Here is a 16,897-nt window from a genome sequence, read left to right on the forward strand (position 1 = left end):
CGCCCATGCAGATCACCGGTGAGATGTTGATTGGCCGCGCCGACGTGCGCGGCGGTGCCGGAACGCTCGAAGCGTTCGACCCGGCGCGCGGCGAACCGCTGACGCCGACCTTCGGTGCGGGCACGGCGCAGGACGTCGAGCGTGCCTGCGAACTGGCCCGTGCGGCGTTCGACCCGTTCCGCGCCCTGCCGCTCGCCACGCGCGCCGCCTTCCTGGAGGCCGTCGCGCAAGCGATCCTCGACCTGGGCGACGGACTCATCGAGCGCGCGCATGCCGAGACGGGGCTGCCCGTGGCGCGTCTGCAAGGCGAGCGCGCCCGCACCGTCGGCCAGTTGCGCATGTTCGCCCGTGTCGTGCGCGACGGCCATTTCCTCGACGCGGCCATCGACCCCGCGCAACCCGCACGTGAACCCCTGCCGCGCAGCGATCTGCGTCTCGCGAAGATCGGACTCGGCCCCGTCGCGGTGTTCGGGGCAAGCAACTTCCCGCTCGCGTTCTCGGTCGCGGGTGGCGATACGGCATCGGCGTTCGCCGCCGGCTGTCCCGTCATCGTCAAGGCGCACTCGGCGCATCTCGGTACGTCGGAGCTTGTCGCGCGCGCCGTGCGTTCGGCGGTGCAACAGCAGGGATTGCCCGAAGGGGTGTTCTCGCTGCTCGTCGGCGAGCGTGCCGTGGGCGAAGCGCTTGTCGCGCATCCGGCCATTGCCGCGGTCGGCTTCACCGGCTCGCGCACGGGTGGCCTGGCGCTGCAACGCATCGCCCAGGCGCGTGCGGTGCCGATCCCCGTCTATGCCGAGATGAGCAGCATCAATCCGGTCTACGTGCTGCCCGATGCGTTGACCGCCCGGGGCGACGCCATCGCGCGCGGCTTCGTCGAATCGCTCACACTCGGCGTGGGTCAGTTCTGCACGAATCCTGGGCTCGTGCTCGGCCTCGCGGGCGACGCGCTCGAGCGCTTCTGCCGCACGGCCACCGAAGCGCTCGCCGCCAAGGCGGCGGGCACCATGCTCACGCCAGGGATTCACCAGGCGTACGGCAAGGGTGTCGCGCGCCTGGAAAACGAAGCCGGCGTGACGCTGCTCGGCCGTGGTCAGGCAGGGGCGGGTTGTCAGGGACAGGCAGCGCTCTTTCGCACGACGGCGGCCGAGTTTCTCGCCAACCCGGTGCTGCACGATGAAGTCTTCGGCCCGTCCTCGGTCGTGATCGCATGCGACACGGTCGACGAAATGATCGCCATCACCGAACGGCTCGAAGGTCAGCTCACCGCAACGTTGCAGCTCGACGCGAGCGACACCGACACGGCGCGGCGCCTGTTGCCGAGCCTGGAGCGGCGCGCCGGACGCATTCTCGCCAACGGTTTCCCGACCGGCGTCGAAGTGTGTCATGCGATGGTGCACGGCGGCCCATTCCCCGCGACGTCGAACGCCATGTTCACGTCGGTCGGTGCGACCGCCATCGACCGGTTCCTGCGTCCGGTTTGCTATCAGGACCTGCCCGATTCGCTATTACCCGATGCACTGCGCGAAGGCAATCCGCTCGGCCTCTGGCGCCTGCGCGACGGCGAACTCTCGCAAGCCTGACCTCACGCACGAGGCAGCAAAGACAAACGCCCTCGCATCGAGGGCGTTTGTCATGGTTCGATGAAATGCGCGCGGCGATCGATCAGGACGCCGGCGTCCGTCGATCCGTCTCCATCAGCAAACCGTAGAGCGGTGTGACAGGCCCGTCGGCCAGTTCCCTCGCCACGGCCTTGAGATCGACCGAACCCGGCGCGCCGATCAACGCGTAGCCGATCTGCGCCTTGCGCCACGTCACCACGCCCATTTGCTCGATCCGCTGCTCGGTCACGCCCTGATCGGGACGTGCGTCGTGCACCAGACACAGCGCGACGGGATCGCCATGCTCCGGCAGATAGACCATCTGCACGAGCGCGCGATCCTGCCAACGCAGGCGCTGCACGCGCTTGAACATCAAGCCTTGCGCGCGCAGGTCCGGCACGCGGATGTCGAGCTTGTCATCGCGACGAATGCCGGTCACGGTGCGTTCCGTATCGTTCTCGTCCACGCGCAGCGACGCGACCGTGTCCCGCACGTACATCTGCTGGTATTCGGCGGCCGCGCGCACCCACGTCACCCCTTGAGGTGACTTCGGCGGCGCAGCGGATGCACTCGCAAGGCTCCCTTCGCCTCCGCCCGCCCCGTGCATCACATTGGGCAGCGAAGACAGCACGGGCAACGCGACGGCGCTTGCCGCCACGCCAGCCGCGAATGCGGCGGCGAGCCACCATGCACGCACGCGTCGGCCGGTCGAACCGTCATTCGCCGCCGGGGCGCCGTAGACACCGTCGACGCGAGCGCCAGGCACATTCGGCGCCTTCACATCCATTGCGACGCCGATCGCATGCGCCGCATCGGTCCGTTGCTGCGCATGCGTGCGAAGCAGCGCATCGATATTCGCGACGAGGCGCTCGGGCAGCGCCGGCATCGCCTGCGCCGCGAACGTCTCGCGATACGGCAGACGCGAGGCGCGCAGCGACGCGACGACATCGGCCAGATCGGGCGATGCCGCGATGGCGGCTTCCACCTCGGCCCGCTGTTCGACGGGCAGTTCATCGTCGACGTACGCGAGCAGGCGGATATCGTCTTCGTTCATCACGCGTCCTCCCCACGTGCGCCGGTGGCCGGATCGACGCCGTCAATGCGTCCGTTGCGGTCTTCGCCGACATTGTGATGGGGCCTGGCTTCAGGGTTGCGGAACTGGTCGCCGATCGTGCGACGCGCCCGCGACAGGCGACTCATGACGGTACCGACCGGCACGTCGAGCACCAGCGCGGCCTCCTGATAGCTCAGCCCTTCGACCGCCACGAGCAGCATCACGAGGCGCTGCGCTTCGGGCAGACGATCGACCGCGCCGAAGACCTGGTGGTAGCTCACCAGGTCTTCGGGTGTGGACGCATGGAGATCGGGAACGGTTTCGACATCGGCGTCGTCCCACGCGAGGCTGCCACGCAAACGGACGCGGCGCGCGCGAATCTCGTCGATCCACGTGGTGTGCATGATGCGATACATCCAGCTCAACGCCGAGGTGCCCGGTTGCCACTGGTGCTCGCGCTCCAGCGCATGCACGCAGGCGCGTTGCACGAGATCCTCGGCGTCGTGGCGGTCTCCGGCAATGCGCAGCGAGAACGCCCAGAGGCGTGGTAGCAAGCCCGGAAGCAAGCTGGGTAAATCCTGACCGGTCATCGGCGAATTTCCTGGCGGAGGGTGCGCAATGGCGAGCCCGTCCGAAGCCTCGCCGACGCGAATCGCCGGCGGTTGCCGCGAAATTATACTGAGCCGCTGCGAGTTTGCACTCCGTGCACGACTTGCATTACGCCGCCCGGCCTGCCAGCCCGTCCGCATCCTCTCGCCCCTCGTGCCCTTGCTCGCTTCCTGCGCTATGTCCCGCGCAATGTCCCGCGCGTTGCATCAAGTCAGGGCTTGACGACGTGCCACACGTCCTTGAAGCCGTCGCCCTTCTTGTCGCCGGCGGCCGCGTCGTTCTTGAACAGGTACACCGGCTTGCCCTTGTAGGCCCACTGCATCTTGCCGTCGTCGCGCGTGACGATCGTGTAGTCGCCTTCGGCCTTCGCACCGGCCGGAGCCATCACGGGCGGCCACAGTTCGGCGCACGGGCCGTTGCAGGCGCTCTTGCCGCTGCCTGCCACATCCTTGTCGAACGTATAGACGGTGCGGTTCTGGCTGTCGACGAGCATGCCGCCGGCGGCCTTGAGCGGGCTTTCCGCATGGGCCGCGGCGGCGGCGAAAAGACCTGCGGCGGCGACCAGCGAAGTGAGGACGGCAGACATCGATTGGCGTTGATTCATGGCGTGGCTCCTGAGTGATATGTCGGGGTCGACACTCTCAGAACGTTTGGCCGACGGCCTTTATTCCGTCCTTTTCGAAAATATTTTCGACGCCTCTGGACCGGCCGGCGCGATCGCCGGGAAGCGCAGCACGAAGACCGTCCCTTCGAGCGCGTCGCTGCGCGCCGTGACCGTGCCGCCATGCAGCGCCATGATCGATTTGACGATGGCCAGACCGAGGCCCGTGCCACCGCTGCGCGGATCGCCGTCGATATGCCGCGACGGATCGACCCGGTACAGTCGGTCGAAGATGCGCGGCAGGTGCTCGGGCGCGATCGCGTTGCCCGCGTCGCACGCGTTGTGCACCTGCACTTCGCCCCAGCCCGGCGCCGGAACGCAGCGGATGGTGATGACCGAACCCCGGCGCGCGTGCCGGATCGCATTGCCGAGCACATTCGACAGCGCCCGGCGCACCAGTCCGCGATCGACCTGCGCCGACGCGCGGCCTTGAACGTCGAGCGTCAGCCCCGCGTCTTCGGCCATCGGAGAAAAGTCGTCCGCCAGCGCCCCGGCAATGGCCTCGAGCGCCGTCGACTCGCGCCGGATCTCCGTATGAGCGGACTCCGTGCGCGCGAGAAAGAGCATCGACGAGATCATGTGCGAAAGCCGCTCGCACTCCTCGACGCTCGACTCCAGCACGGCCTTGTATTCGGCCGGCGTCCGATCGCGCGAAAGCGCGACCTGCGCTTCGCCCATGAGGTTCGATATCGGCGTGCGGATGTCGTGTGCCAGATCCGAGGAAAACTGCGAGAGCCGCGTGAACGACTCGTTCAGGCGCGCGAGCATCCGGTTGAACGCATGCGAGAGGTCGCGCAGTTCCGCCGGCGTATCGTCCTCGGCCAGCGGCGTGCTCATTCGCTCGCTCGACACCTGCTCGGCCGCATGGGTGAGCTGTCGCAACGGCTTGAGTCCGAGCGTCACGAGCCAGTACGCCATGGCGCCGACGATCAGCGTGCCGATGATCTGCGCGACGACCGCCGTCAGTGCGAAGCCCGCCAGCACATTCACCTGATCGCGCGGATCGAGCTGCACGACGAGGGTCACGTGGGCGCCGGGACGGCTTTCTGCCCCCCGGGCGCCCCCGACACCGATAACGCCGTCGGCCGCGATATAACGCAACCGCACACCGAGCTCGGCGTTGGCGACCTTCTGCACGTCGCGCTCGTCCGGCACCTTGTCGCTGCTCACGCGCGACAGCGCCGCCACGGGCGGGCGATAGCCGCGACTCGCGATCAACGTCTTGCCGTCCACGTCCAGCACGGCGAAATCGAGATTCTGATGCCCGTGCGTCGCGTCGTACCAGCGGCGTGGATCGGCGCCGATCTGCGCCTTCGAGGTGATGCCGCTCAATTCCGAGCGAAGCGCGTTGACGGTGCCCAGCAGATCCTGATGCGCACGCGCGCGCAATTGCTCGGCCAGCGCGAAGTACTGATATGTCGCCATCAACGCCAGCACCGTGAACATGCAGCCCGCGACGAACAGCGTGAGGCGGGCGCGCAACGATCGTGCGCGACGCCAACGCCAGGGGAGTGAAGCGGTCGGTGTCGGCCGGGATGACGTCGTGGCGCTCATGACGGCAGCGCCGCGGGCGGATCGCGAAGTTCGAGCACGTAACCCATGCCTCTGACGGTGTGAATCAGCTTGGGCTCGAAGGGCTCGTCGATCTTCGCGCGCAGGCGTCGCATGGTCACGTCGACGATGTTCGTGTCGCTGTCGAAATTGACGTCCCATACCTGCGACGCGATCAGGCTTCTGGGCAGAATTTCGCCCTGCCTGCGCATCAGCAACGCGAGCAGCAGGAATTCCTTGGCGGTAAGTGCGATGCTGACGCCCTGACGCGTCGCCTTGTGTCCAAGCAGGTTCAGTTCGAGATCGCCGACCCTGAGCACGTCGGGCTCGCGCGTGCGCCCGCGCCGCAGGATCGTGCGCACGCGCGCAAGCAGCTCCGCAAAGGCGAACGGCTTGGTCATGTAGTCGTCCGCGCCGAGATCTAGTCCTCGCACACGGTCGCCGAGATCGTCGCGGGCGGTCAGGAACAGGACGGCCGTGTGCTGCTGTGCGCGCAGTTCGGCCAGCACCTGCCAGCCGTCCTTGCCCGGCAGCATGACGTCGAGCACGACGAGATCGTAGGCGCCGGTCACGGCCAGGTGCAGGCCGTCAGTGCCGTCGTTCGCCACATCGACGACGTACCCGGCCTCGGTCAACCCCTTCTTCAGGTACTGACTCGTCTTGTATTCATCCTCGATCACCAGGATCCGCATGTCCTCTCCCCAGCCCCAGTCCTCTCCAATCGGTCTTCGCCCGATCCGCGGCGCGCCCCGCTCAGACACGGCGCCGGCGCGCGATCCATGCAAGCATTGCCGCCCATCGACCATTGCCGCCCTGCTCGTCGCGCTGGCAGACCCTCCGATACAGCACCGGCAGCACCAGCAGCGTGAGCGCGGTCGACGACAGAATGCCGCCGATGACCACGGTCGCCAGGGGACGCTGCACCTCGGCGCCCGTGCCTGTCGCGATGGCCATCGGCACGAAGCCGAGCGACGCCACCAGCGCCGTCATCAGCACCGGACGCAGCCGGGTCAGCGCGCCATCGCGCACCGCGGCGTCGAGCGGCTGCCCGTTTTCACGCAAATTGCGTATAAAGGATATCAAGACCAGGCCGTTGAGGACCGCCACACCCGACAGTGCGATGAAACCGACGGCTGCCGTGATCGACAGCGGGATGCCACGCAGCCACAGCGCCACGAGGCCGCCGCTGAGCGCGAAAGGAATGCCGGTGAAGACGACGAGGCCGTCACGCACGTTGTTGAACATGGCGAACAGCAGCCCGAACACCAGCAGCAACGCCACCGGCACGACGATCTTCAGACGTTTCGACGCCGATTGCAGCTGCTCGAACTGCCCGCCCCACGCCGTCCAGTAGCCCGCCGGGATCGCGACCTTGTCGATTTCGGCGCGCGCGTCCTCGACGAACGATCCGAGGTCGCGGCCACGAACGTTGGCGCTCACCACGATCCGGCGTTTGCCGTCTTCGCGGCTGATCTGGTTGGGGCCCGGCGCAAGATCGAGCGTCGCGACCTCCGACAACGGAATGAAGGCTGCGCGCACGGCCGTGCCGTCGGGGTTCGTCGTTTCGCCGCGAGGCAAGGCGATCGGCAGACGGCGAATCGCGTCGATGTTCTCGCGCAACGCATCCGGCAGACGCACGACGATGCTGAAGCGTCGATCGCCCTGGAACAGCGTGCCGGCCGTCTGCCCGCCGAGCGCCGCCGCCACGGTGTCCTGCACGTCGGCGACGTTCACGCCGTAGCGCGCGATCTTCGCGCGATCGACGTTGATCGTCAGCATGGGCAGGCCCGACGTCTGCTCGACCTTCACCTCCGTCGCACCGTTGACCGTCTGCAGCCGCGCGCCGATGCGATTGGCCACCTCGTTCAGCACGTTCATGTCGTCGCCGAACACCTTCACGGCGACGTCGCTGCGCACGCCCGAAATCAGTTCGTTGAAACGTAGCTGGATCGGCTGCGAGAACTCGTAGTTGCTGCCGGGAATCGACTGGGCAATGCGCGTGACTTCCTCGATCAGTTGCTCGCGCGACTTGCCCGGGTCCGGCCAGGCCGACTTCGGCTTGAGCATGATGTAGCCGTCGGAGATGTTCGGCGGCATCGGGTCCGACGCCACTTCCGCCGTCCCGGTTCTCGCGAACACCCGCTCGACCTCGGGCAGTTGCGCTACGAGCGCTTTCTCCAGTTGCTGCTGCATCTGCACCGATTGCGTGAGACTCGTGCCCGGGATCCGCAACGCCTGAATGGAGAGATCGCCTTCGTTGAGGTTCGGCATGAACTCGCTGCCCAGGCGCGTGCCGAGCGCAAACGTGAGCAGCACCGTCGCGCTGGCGCCGGCGATCACTGTACGGCCATGGGCGAGCGCCCATTCGAGTGCAGGCTCGTAGACGCGGCGCGCAAACCCCATCATGCGATTCTCTTTCTCCGAGACGCGATTGCCGATGAAGGCCGCCACGGCCGCGGGAATGAACGTCACCGAAAGCACCATCGCGGCGGCAAGCGCCATGACCACCGTCATCGCCATCGGGTGGAACATCTTCCCTTCCACACCCGTGAGCGCAAAGATCGGCACATACACGACCATGATGATGGCCTGACCGAACAGCAGCGGTCGGCGCGCCTCGCGCGCGGCGGAGAACACTTCCGCCAGCCGCTCGCGCAGCGTGAGCGGCCGCCCGAGCGCGTGTTGCGCGTGGGCGAGACGCCGCACGCAGTTCTCCACGATCACGACGGCGCCGTCGACGATGATGCCGAAGTCGAGCGCACCGAGACTCATCAGGTTCGCGCTCACGCGCGTGGCGGCCATGCCGGTAAAGGTCATCAGCATCGCCAGCGGAATCACCAGCGCGGTGATCAACGCCGCGCGCAGGTTGCCGAGGAACAGGAAAAGGATGGCGATGACGAGCGCCGCGCCTTCGAGCAGGTTCTTCTTGACGGTGGCGATGGCCTTCTCGACGAGCGCCGTGCGGTCGTAGACAGGCACGGCGGAAACGCCCGGCGGCAGCGTCTTGTTGATCGCCACCATCTTCTGCGACACGGCGTGCGAGACGGTCCGGCTGTTCTCGCCGATGAGCATGAACACGGTGCCGAGCACGACCTCGCGACCGTTCTCCGTCGCCGCGCCCGTGCGCAGCTCCCGCCCGATCGTCACCTCCGCGACATCCCTGACCTTGACCGCCACGCCGTTGACGTTCTTGAGCACCACGTTACCGATGTCGTCGGTGTTGCGCACCTGCGCCGGCACGCGAATGAGGTATTGCTCGCCGCCGCGCTCGATGTAGCCCGCACCCACGTTCGCGTTGTTGCGCTCCAGCGCCTGCACGACTTCGGCCAGCGTCAGGCCATAGGCGATAAGTCGCGCGGGATCGGGCGCAACCTGATACTCCTTGGCGAAACCGCCGATCGTGTTGATCTCCGTGACGCCCGGCACGTTGCGCAACTGCGGCTTGATGACCCAGTCCTGGATTTCGCGCAGGTCGGTGGGCGTGTAGGGCGTGCCGTCCGGCTTGCGCGCGTCGGGCGCCGCTTCCACGGTCCAGAGATAGATTTCACCAAGCCCCGTGGAGATCGGGCCCATCTCCGGATTGATGCCCGCGGGCAGCTTCTCCTTGGCCTGCCCGATGCGCTCGTTCACCAGTTGCCGGGCGAAATAGATATCCGTGCCGTCCTTGAAGATGACGGTGACTTGCGAAAGCCCGTAACGCGACATCGAGCGGGTCTGCTCCAGTCCCGGCAGGCCCGACATCGCGGACTCGATGGGAAACGTGACGCGCTGCTCCGCCTCGAGCGGCGAGTAGCCGGGAACGTTGGTGTTGATCTGCACCTGGACGTTGGTGATGTCGGGCACGGCGTCGATCGGCAGGCGCTGATAGGCGAACACGCCCGCCACGGCCACCGCGAGCGTGACGACAAGCATCAGCCAGCGATGCTGGATCGAGCACTGAATGATTCTTTCGAACATGCGTCGGTCCCCGGCGATCAGTGGCTATGCTCGGCGGTGCTCTTGCCGAGTTCCGCCTTGAGCACGAAGCTGTTGGCCGCGACATATGGCGTGCCCGAGTCGAGGCCCCTAACGATCTCGACGGCAACGCCGTCGCGGCGGCCGGTCTCGACGGGCGTGGCGACGAACCCTTCGGCCGTCTTCACGAAGACGACGGGGCGCCCTTCCACGGTCTGCACGGCGTCGGCGGCAACGGCCACCGGCACCTTCACCTCGTTCGTCCCCAGCGAGACGTTCACGAAGATGCCGGGACGCCACGTCGTGTCCGGATTCTGCAGCGTCACGCGCGCCTTGGCCGTACGCGTCTGCTCACCCAGCAGCGACCCGACATACGCAATGGTGCCTTTCGCCTTCGAGTCGAACGCGCTCGCGCGCACCTCGACGGGCGTGCCGACGCGCACCACGCCGAGGGCTTGCGCCGGCACGGCGATCTCCGCCCAGACGGTCTTCAGATCCGAAATGGTGAACAGGTTCGTGGCCTCGGTCACCGCCTCGCCGAGCGCCGCGTGCTTTTCCACGACCGTGCCGTCGAACGGTGCGCGCAGCTCAAACCGGTTCAGTCCCTCGCCCGAGTCCGTACCGGCGCCCACGGCGTTGAGCTTCTGGCGCGCGTTGCGCACGGCGATGTCGGCCTCGCGCAGCGCCTGCTGCGCCTGGATGAAATCCTGCTCGGCGGAGATCTTCTCCTCCCACAGCATCTTTTCGCGCTCGAAGGTCTTCAACGCGACGGTGCGACGCTCCCGCGCCGTCAGCCACTCCGCGCGCTGCTCCGAGACCTGTGGGCTGGAGAGCACGGCCAGGACGTCGCCCCGCTTGACCTGCTGGCCAAGACTCACATTCACGCGCTCGACCACACCCGCCACGCGCGGCACGATGTGTCCGGTGCGGTCTTCGTTGAAGCGCACTTCGCCCGGCAGTTCGATCGACTCGCCGATGCGTGCCTCGCCGGCCGTCCTGATCTCGATGCCGGCGGCCGTCTGCTGGGCCGCCGTCAGACTCACCAGCCCTTCTTCGTCGTGCTTTTCATCGACGTGTTTTCCGTCGGCGTGGTCGTCGCCCGTCTTTCCGCCGCTCTCGCCGTCCTTCCCCGCCTTCGCGCTTTCGTCCGCGTGGTCCGCATGGTCGTCGTGAGGTCTCGCCTCCCTGGCCGACGATGCGGCGCTCGGCTCGGACGCGCCGGACCGCTCGGTTCGAATGAGACTGGCACCTACGCCGATACACAGCGCGAGCACCGCGCCGATGGCAAACAATTTCTTGGCTCGTTGCACGGGATTCCTCACTGAGCAAACGGTTGCAGTATTTTTTCGGACGACAGGAGCGCGACACCGTCGACGCTGCCCCCCACGGCGAGGCTCACGGTCGCGTAGGCGCCATAGGCGCTCGCCGCCGAGGTGATGTATTGGGAGCGGGCTTGCGAGAGCGTGCGCTGCGCGTCGAGCACGTCGAGGAAGCCGAACTTGCCGAGCAGGAACCCCCGGCGAGTGGCGTCGTAGGCGCTTTGCGCCTGTGGCAGGATCTGGTCGCGCAGACGCAAGGTCGCCTCGCGCGTCGCGGTGTATTCGGCGTAGGCGCCTTGCAGCGTGGCCTGCTGTTGCCGACGCACGCCGACATAAGCGTCGCGCGCCATCTCGGCACGCTGCGCGGCTTCCATGCTCGCGCCCCGACGCGTGTCGAATATCGGCAACGGAATCGAGAGTCCGACGACGGCCTGATTGTCGGTCCGGCCGCCGTCCGTCACCCGCTTGAGCCCGAACGTCACACTCACGTCCGGCACACGCTGCGCACTCTCGAGCCGGGCGAGCGCGCTGCGCCGATTGATCTCTTCGCTCGCCGCCCGCAGTGCGGGGGTGCCTTCCAGCGCACCGACGAGCGATGCCCACGGCGGCAGTTGAGGCAATGCGTCGAGGTCGCCCGACAGTTGCCGCGGCAGTTCCGCCTCGCCAATGCCGATCGCCTGCGACAGACGGGCGCGGGCGCGCCTGAGCGCGGCCTCGGCCGTGGAAAGCTCGATCTGCGCGTTGTCGGCGGCGATGCGCGCGCGGCCTTCGTCGACCGGCGAGACCTTGCCCGCCTGCACACGGCGCTGCGCGGCAGCGTGCGTCTCCTGCGCGATCTTCGCGGTCTCGGCCGAGAGCTTCACCAGTTCGGCCGCCGCCAGCGTCTCGAAGTAGCGCGCCACGACTTCGCTGCGCACGGTGGCCTCGCTGGTCTGCATATCGAGCGTGGCCACGCGCTGCGCCGCCTCGCCGGCTTCGACGCGATAGTGACGCTTGCCCGCGAGCTCGATCGGTTGCGAGAGCTGCGCCGTGGTCGTGCGCGACGTGCTGCGAAAATTCTCCTGCATCACGGAGAACTCGGGATTGGGGCGTGCGCCCGCCTGCATGAGCGCACCGGATTGCGCGTCGATTTCGCGGCGCGCGAGCCGAAGGGCGGTATTGTTTTCGAGTGCCAGCCGCATGGCCTGCGCGAGCGTCAGGTCCGGACCGGCCTGGGATGCTGGCGCGGACGCCCCGGCGTGGACGACGCTGCTCGCACCGGCCGCGCCGAACGCCACGCACATCGCAAGGATCAGGTTCTTCATGAAAAGGACGCGGTTCTCCCCTGATGCCGGACGGCCGGTGCCCTCGACGGCGTGACAGGGGAATCAATGGAGAAGCGGCTCGCCTCGCGACGCCCCGCAAGCGACGAATCGCTGCGTGACGCTGTCGCCAGCCGGCGCAACGGCTCAGTCGGTCAGCAAACGCGGGTACACGGTGTCTGGCTGGTCCAGCAGCCCTTGCGCCGCGGCTTCTTCCAGCTCCTTGCGCACTTGCTCACGGGTCTTGCGCGAGGGCGACTGCGTCGCTTGCAGCGCCTTGAGGCTCGAGGCCACAGGCACGCCGCCGGCATGGGCCTGATTGAGCTCCGCCTGGACGTCGGCACGATTCCCGGACGGACCGCCCGGGAACATCGGCAGGTTGTTGTCGTAACGGGCGGTGGCCTGCGCCGAAGCAGAGAACAACACACCCAGAGCGATGGCGGTGGAGAGCAGAAGGCGCTTTTGCATGGTGATACCCCTTTTGAAGATGACTCGGGAAAATCCAGACCCGCGAGGCGGCTCGCCCCTCGGATCTGTTGGGTACCATCGTAAAAAGCGCGCCCCGACACCAACATGAAACCCGCATTACATTTTTGCAATGTTGGCGGCGGCAGCGGTTTTCCGTCCGCTCGGTTAGCATGTCGTTCAAGCACACCGCACACCGATTCCGCGCGAGGACTGCAATGACCCACGCTCCGCACGACCCTGCGAACGAAGACGCGCATCGCCACGATCACTCGACGGACCACGGCGCCGAGCCACCGCACGCGCACGGTCACGACCATGGGCACGGTCATGGACACGGACACAGTCATACCGGCGGCGTCACCGATCAGAAGCGCATCGGCATCGCGTTCGCATTGATCGCGGCGTTCATGGTGGTGGAGATCGTCGGCGGCCTGCTGTCGGGCTCGCTCGCGCTGCTCGCGGACGCGGGTCACATGGTCAGCGACGCGGCGGCACTGGCGTTCAGCTGGATCGCCATCCACTATGGCAAGCGACCGGCGACCCTGCAGCTCTCTTACGGTTACAAGCGACTGGAAGTGCTCGCCGCGTTCGTGAACGGCTGCGCGTTATTCGTGATTGCGGCATGGATCGTCTTCGAGGCCGTCCGCCGTTTTTACGAGCCGGTGCCGATCGTCGGCATGCCCATGCTCGTGGTGGCGTTCGCGGGCCTGCTCGCGAACATCGCGGCGTTCGCCGTGCTGCACGGCGGCAACCGCGACAACCTCAACATGCGCGGCGCGTGGCTGCATGTGCTGGGCGACATGCTGGGATCGGTCGCCGCCATCGTGGCCGCGTGCGTGATTCTCGCCACGGGCTGGACGCCCATCGACCCGATCCTGTCGATCTTCGTGGCGGTCATCATCCTCAAGAGCGCCTGGGGCATCGTCAAATCGTCGGCGCACATCCTGCTCGAAGGCGCACCCGCCGAACTCAGCTCGGAAGAGATCAAACAGGATCTGGAAGCCAACGTGCCGGAGGTCGGGAACGCGCATCACATTCATGCGTGGTCGATCACCGGCGAGCGGCACATGGTGACGTTGCACGTCTGTCCCGCGCCGGGCGTCAGCACGCGCGACACCGTCATCGCCGTGCAGCAGCGCCTGGCGACGCGCTTCGCGGTCGGTCACGTCACGGTGCAGGTGGAAGAAGACGGGTGCCCGGACAGCACCGGACCGCAAGGTCGGTGCTGACCGGACACGCCTCCTAGCGCAGGAGGCGCGGGAGACACAAGACAGGGATCGCCGGGAACGCCGAACGACCTGCCGGGCTCACTCGCCCTTCGGCGCTTCCTTGACGCGGCTCACCAACTGCGTCGGGCTGACGAACTGGAGGGCGATCAGCACCCACAGCAGCGTGATGGCCATGTAGATCATCGCCATCGCGTCGATGGATTGCGGCGCCCGCACTCCGGTCGAGAACACCGCGTAGTAGAGCGCCACGACCAGCGTCTGCGTGTCGGGCCCCGCGGTGAAGAACGTCAGCTCGAACATGCCGATCGTGCGCACGAGCACCAGCAGGCCCGCGGCGAGAATGCCCGGCACCAGCAGCGGCAGCAACACGTGACGGAAGTACTTCAACGTGTTGGCCCCGAAGATGCGGGCGGCGGCTTCGAGATTCGGGTCGATCTGCTCGATGAACGGCGTCATCACCAGAATCACGAACGGCAGCGACGGCACGAGGTTCGCGAGGATCACGCCCGCGAGCGTGCCGCCCAGGCCGATCTTGTAGAGCACCGTCGCCATCGGGATACCGTAGGTGACCGGCGGCACCATCAGCGGCAGCAGGAACACGAGCATCGCGAGCCGCTTGCCCGGAAACTGCGCCCGTGCCAGCGCATACGCCGCGGGCACGCCCAGGGCGATCGACAGCAGCACCACGGCGCCGACGACTTCGAGCGTGACCCACAACACATCCGCGAGCTGGAAGTCGCGCCATGCCTGCGCGTACCAGTGCAGCGTAAAACCTTCAGGCAGCGGGGTGCCGAACCAGCGCGTGGCGAACGAGTTCATCGCGACGGTGGCGATCATCAGCCCCACGTTCACGAGGAAGAAGAGCATCGCGCCCCACACCACCACGCGCCACAGGCGCGAGCCGGGGCCTTCGCGGCGCATGCGAGTGCGCTTGGCCGATACCGCGGGCATCGCCGCCGGACGGCTCAGGGGCGAAGGCGTCGTCATGAAATCTCCGTTCTGCGCGGCCAGTGTGCCGGTCACGGGTTTGTCTGTGGTGCTCATCCCTTACCTCCCGTGGTCGGACCGCTGTAGAACGCCCGGCGTGCGCCGAGCATGCCCGCCACGATCAGCAACTGGACGAAACCCATCACGATCGCGACACACGAGGCGAGCGAATAGTCATAGCTCTCGAACGCCGCTTCATACGCGGCAATCGACACCACCCGCGTCGCGCCTGCCGGCACGCCGAGCAGCACGGCGGACGGGAACACCGAGAAGGCCTGCACGAACGACAGACACGCCGCCATCGTCAATCCTGGGACCAGCAGCGGCAGATAGATCAGGCGGAACTGCTGCCAGGGTCCGGCGCCGAGCGTGCCGGCGGCGCGCGCGAGCGTCGGGTCGATGCCGGTCACGTAGGACAGGATCAGCAGGAACGCGAACGGGAAGCCCGAGATCACCAGCGAGATCAGCACACCCCAGTAGTTGTGCGTGAGGCGAACTTCGTCGCTGTACAGATGCAGTGCGTGCAGCGCCTGCGGGAACCAGCCGTTCGGACCGTAGTAGGTCAGCATGCCGTCGGCGATGAGCACGGTGCCGAGCGTGACGGGCACGACCAGCAGCATCGTCACGAACTTCGACGCACGCGAGCTTCGGCGCAATGCGAACGCGGCCGGAATCGAGGCGCCCACGTTGATGAGCGTCGCCGGCACGGCGAGCTTGAGCGTGATGAACACCGTCGGCCACAGCGTCGGCTCGGAGAAGAACTTGAGGTAGTTCGCGAGCACGCCGCCTTCCATCGGCTGAAACGACAGGAACAGGCCGTAGGCGAACGGGTACACGAACATCGCGAGCAGGCACACGAGCGCCGGTGCGACGAGCCAGCCCCGGCCATCGAAGCGCGCGGCCGGAGCGAGCGCGGAAGCGGTGGAAGCGGTGGAAGCGGAGGAAACGGCGGCACTCATGCGCGCTCTCCGGCATACACCAGTGTGCGCTCGGCCGGCACGTGCAGCGGGACGCGCTCGCCCACGGCGTAGTCGCCGGGCAGACGCGCATACAGCGGGCCGAACGGCGAGGCGACGCGCAGCAGCGAATCGCGGCCGCCGTACTCGACCGTCTCGACGACCACTTCGAAGGCGTTGTCGTTGGCCGCCTGCGCACGCTCGAAGTCGTCCGGACGGATCGCCACGCTGACATTGCCGTCGCCGGGCGGCTCCATCAACACGCCATCGAACGACGCGCCGCCGCACGACACACGCGCGTGATCGCCCTGCGCCGACGTGATCGAGACGTCGAGCACGTTGCGGTAGCCCATGAAACGCGCCACGTGCAGATTGCGCGGGCGGCCATACACTTCGCGCGGCGCGCCGATCTGTTGCACCACGCCCTCCTTCATCACCACGATGCGGTCGGCCATCGACAGCGCCTCGTCCTGATCGTGCGTGACGTAGATCGTCGCGCGATCGAGCTTGCCGTGGATGCGGCGAATCTCGGCGCGCATCTCGATGCGCAGTTTCGCGTCGAGGTTGGAGAGCGGTTCGTCCATCAGCACGACCGGCGGCTCGATCACGATGGCGCGCGCAATCGCCACGCGCTGCTGCTGACCGCCCGAAAGCTGTCCCGGCAGCTTGCGCTCGTGACCGACGAGCTGCACGAGCTGCAACGCTTCACGAGCACGCGCCTCGATCTCGGCGCGCGGCACGCCGCGCATGCGCAGGCCGAAACCCACATTATCGAGCACGCTCATGTGCGGAAACAGCGCGTAGTTCTGAAAAACCATGCCGAAGCCGCGCTTCTCGCTCGGCAGGATGTCGATGCGCTCGTCGTCGAGCCAGATCGCGCCGCCGGTCAGCGGCGTGAGTCCCGCGATGCAATTGAGCGCGGTGGACTTGCCGCAGCCGGACGGCCCGAGCAATGCGATGAATTCCCCCCGCTCGATGGTCAGATCGAGGCCGTTCAACGCGGCCACGGACTGCCCTTCGGCGTTGGTGAAACTGCGCGCCACGTGATCGAGGCGCAGTTGCTGAAAGTTGTGCTTCATGACGAAACCCTTGAGACGCTCACCCGGCGCGATTCGCACCGGTCTTCGCGGCGCAACGGCAACCGGTTCCGTTCACGCAATTCCCATCGAATTGCCATGACCGGCATCGCTCCGGTTGCCGCCGCACCCCA

14 protein-coding genes are annotated in these 16,897 nt (G+C 67.0%); 2 read left to right on the plus strand and 12 right to left on the minus strand.

From position 1 onward, the window contains the following. The first annotated feature begins 5 nt into the window (after positions 1–5). Complete coding sequence (locus RO07_RS20660) at positions 6–1,580, plus strand: aldehyde dehydrogenase (NADP(+)) (RefSeq protein ID WP_039405386.1); 1,575 nt, start codon at positions 6–8, stop codon at positions 1,578–1,580. 82 nt (positions 1,581–1,662) lie between these two features. Here the strand turns inward: RO07_RS20660 and RO07_RS20665 are convergent, their stop codons facing one another. The 9 genes from RO07_RS20665 to RO07_RS20705 form a co-directional block, all read right to left on the minus strand. Further along, the gene (locus RO07_RS20665) at positions 1,663–2,652 is read right to left on the minus strand and encodes an anti-sigma factor family protein (protein WP_039405389.1); all 990 of its coding nucleotides are present in this window, start codon (positions 2,650–2,652) and stop codon (positions 1,663–1,665) included. Continuing rightward, positions 2,652–3,242, minus strand: coding sequence for an RNA polymerase sigma factor (locus tag RO07_RS20670; protein ID WP_052266759.1), 591 nt, complete (start codon positions 3,240–3,242; stop codon positions 2,652–2,654). The genes RO07_RS20665 and RO07_RS20670 overlap by 1 nt, the downstream gene beginning before the upstream one ends. Before the next feature lie 230 nt (positions 3,243–3,472). Next, positions 3,473–3,865: a COG4315 family predicted lipoprotein gene (locus tag RO07_RS20675; protein ID WP_084072733.1), complete on the minus strand. Its 393-nt coding sequence runs from the start codon at positions 3,863–3,865 to the stop codon at positions 3,473–3,475. Positions 3,866–3,925: 60 nt separating this feature from the next. Then, a complete protein-coding gene (locus RO07_RS20680; RefSeq protein WP_039405392.1) occupies positions 3,926–5,404 on the minus strand; it encodes a heavy metal sensor histidine kinase in 1,479 nt (492 codons plus the stop codon). Between the two features lie 68 nt (positions 5,405–5,472). Further along, on the minus strand, positions 5,473–6,165 hold the full coding sequence (locus RO07_RS20685) for a heavy metal response regulator transcription factor (protein WP_039405394.1): 693 nt from the start codon (positions 6,163–6,165) through the stop codon (positions 5,473–5,475). 61 nt (positions 6,166–6,226) lie between these two features. Beyond that, the gene (locus RO07_RS20690; RefSeq protein WP_052266760.1) at positions 6,227–9,430 is read right to left on the minus strand and encodes an efflux RND transporter permease subunit; all 3,204 of its coding nucleotides are present in this window, start codon (positions 9,428–9,430) and stop codon (positions 6,227–6,229) included. A gap of 17 nt (positions 9,431–9,447) precedes the next feature. Beyond that, positions 9,448–10,737 (minus strand): efflux RND transporter periplasmic adaptor subunit, encoded by a 1,290-nt coding sequence (locus tag RO07_RS20695; protein ID WP_084072734.1) that lies wholly within the window; start codon positions 10,735–10,737, stop codon positions 9,448–9,450. An 8-nt stretch (positions 10,738–10,745) separates the two neighbouring features. Next, the gene (locus RO07_RS20700) at positions 10,746–12,050 is read right to left on the minus strand and encodes a TolC family protein (protein WP_052266761.1); all 1,305 of its coding nucleotides are present in this window, start codon (positions 12,048–12,050) and stop codon (positions 10,746–10,748) included. Between the two features lie 144 nt (positions 12,051–12,194). Continuing rightward, positions 12,195–12,515: a DUF4148 domain-containing protein gene (locus RO07_RS20705; RefSeq protein ID WP_039405396.1), complete on the minus strand. Its 321-nt coding sequence runs from the start codon at positions 12,513–12,515 to the stop codon at positions 12,195–12,197. 215 nt (positions 12,516–12,730) lie between these two features. Between RO07_RS20705 and RO07_RS20710 the strand changes: the two genes are divergently transcribed. Further along, positions 12,731–13,744 (plus strand): cation diffusion facilitator family transporter, encoded by a 1,014-nt coding sequence (locus RO07_RS20710; protein ID WP_039405398.1) that lies wholly within the window; start codon positions 12,731–12,733, stop codon positions 13,742–13,744. A gap of 78 nt (positions 13,745–13,822) precedes the next feature. On the opposite strand, the gene RO07_RS20715 is transcribed toward RO07_RS20710, so the two are convergent. From RO07_RS20715 to RO07_RS20725, 3 genes are all read right to left on the minus strand, one after another. Continuing rightward, positions 13,823–14,695, minus strand: coding sequence for an ABC transporter permease (locus tag RO07_RS20715; RefSeq protein WP_335645819.1), 873 nt, complete (start codon positions 14,693–14,695; stop codon positions 13,823–13,825). 89 nt (positions 14,696–14,784) lie between these two features. Next, positions 14,785–15,690 (minus strand): ABC transporter permease, encoded by a 906-nt coding sequence (locus RO07_RS20720; RefSeq protein WP_039405400.1) that lies wholly within the window; start codon positions 15,688–15,690, stop codon positions 14,785–14,787. Continuing rightward, positions 15,687–16,766, minus strand: a complete 1,080-nt coding sequence (locus RO07_RS20725) for an ABC transporter ATP-binding protein (protein ID WP_039413108.1) — start codon at positions 16,764–16,766, stop codon at positions 15,687–15,689. Before RO07_RS20725 ends, RO07_RS20720 begins: the two co-directional genes overlap by 4 nt. Between the last annotated feature and the right edge of the window lie 131 nt (positions 16,767–16,897).

Origin of the sequence: Pandoraea pulmonicola (assembly GCF_000815105.2) — a bacterium.
GTDB classification, from domain to species: Bacteria; Pseudomonadota; Gammaproteobacteria; order Burkholderiales; family Burkholderiaceae; genus Pandoraea; species Pandoraea pulmonicola.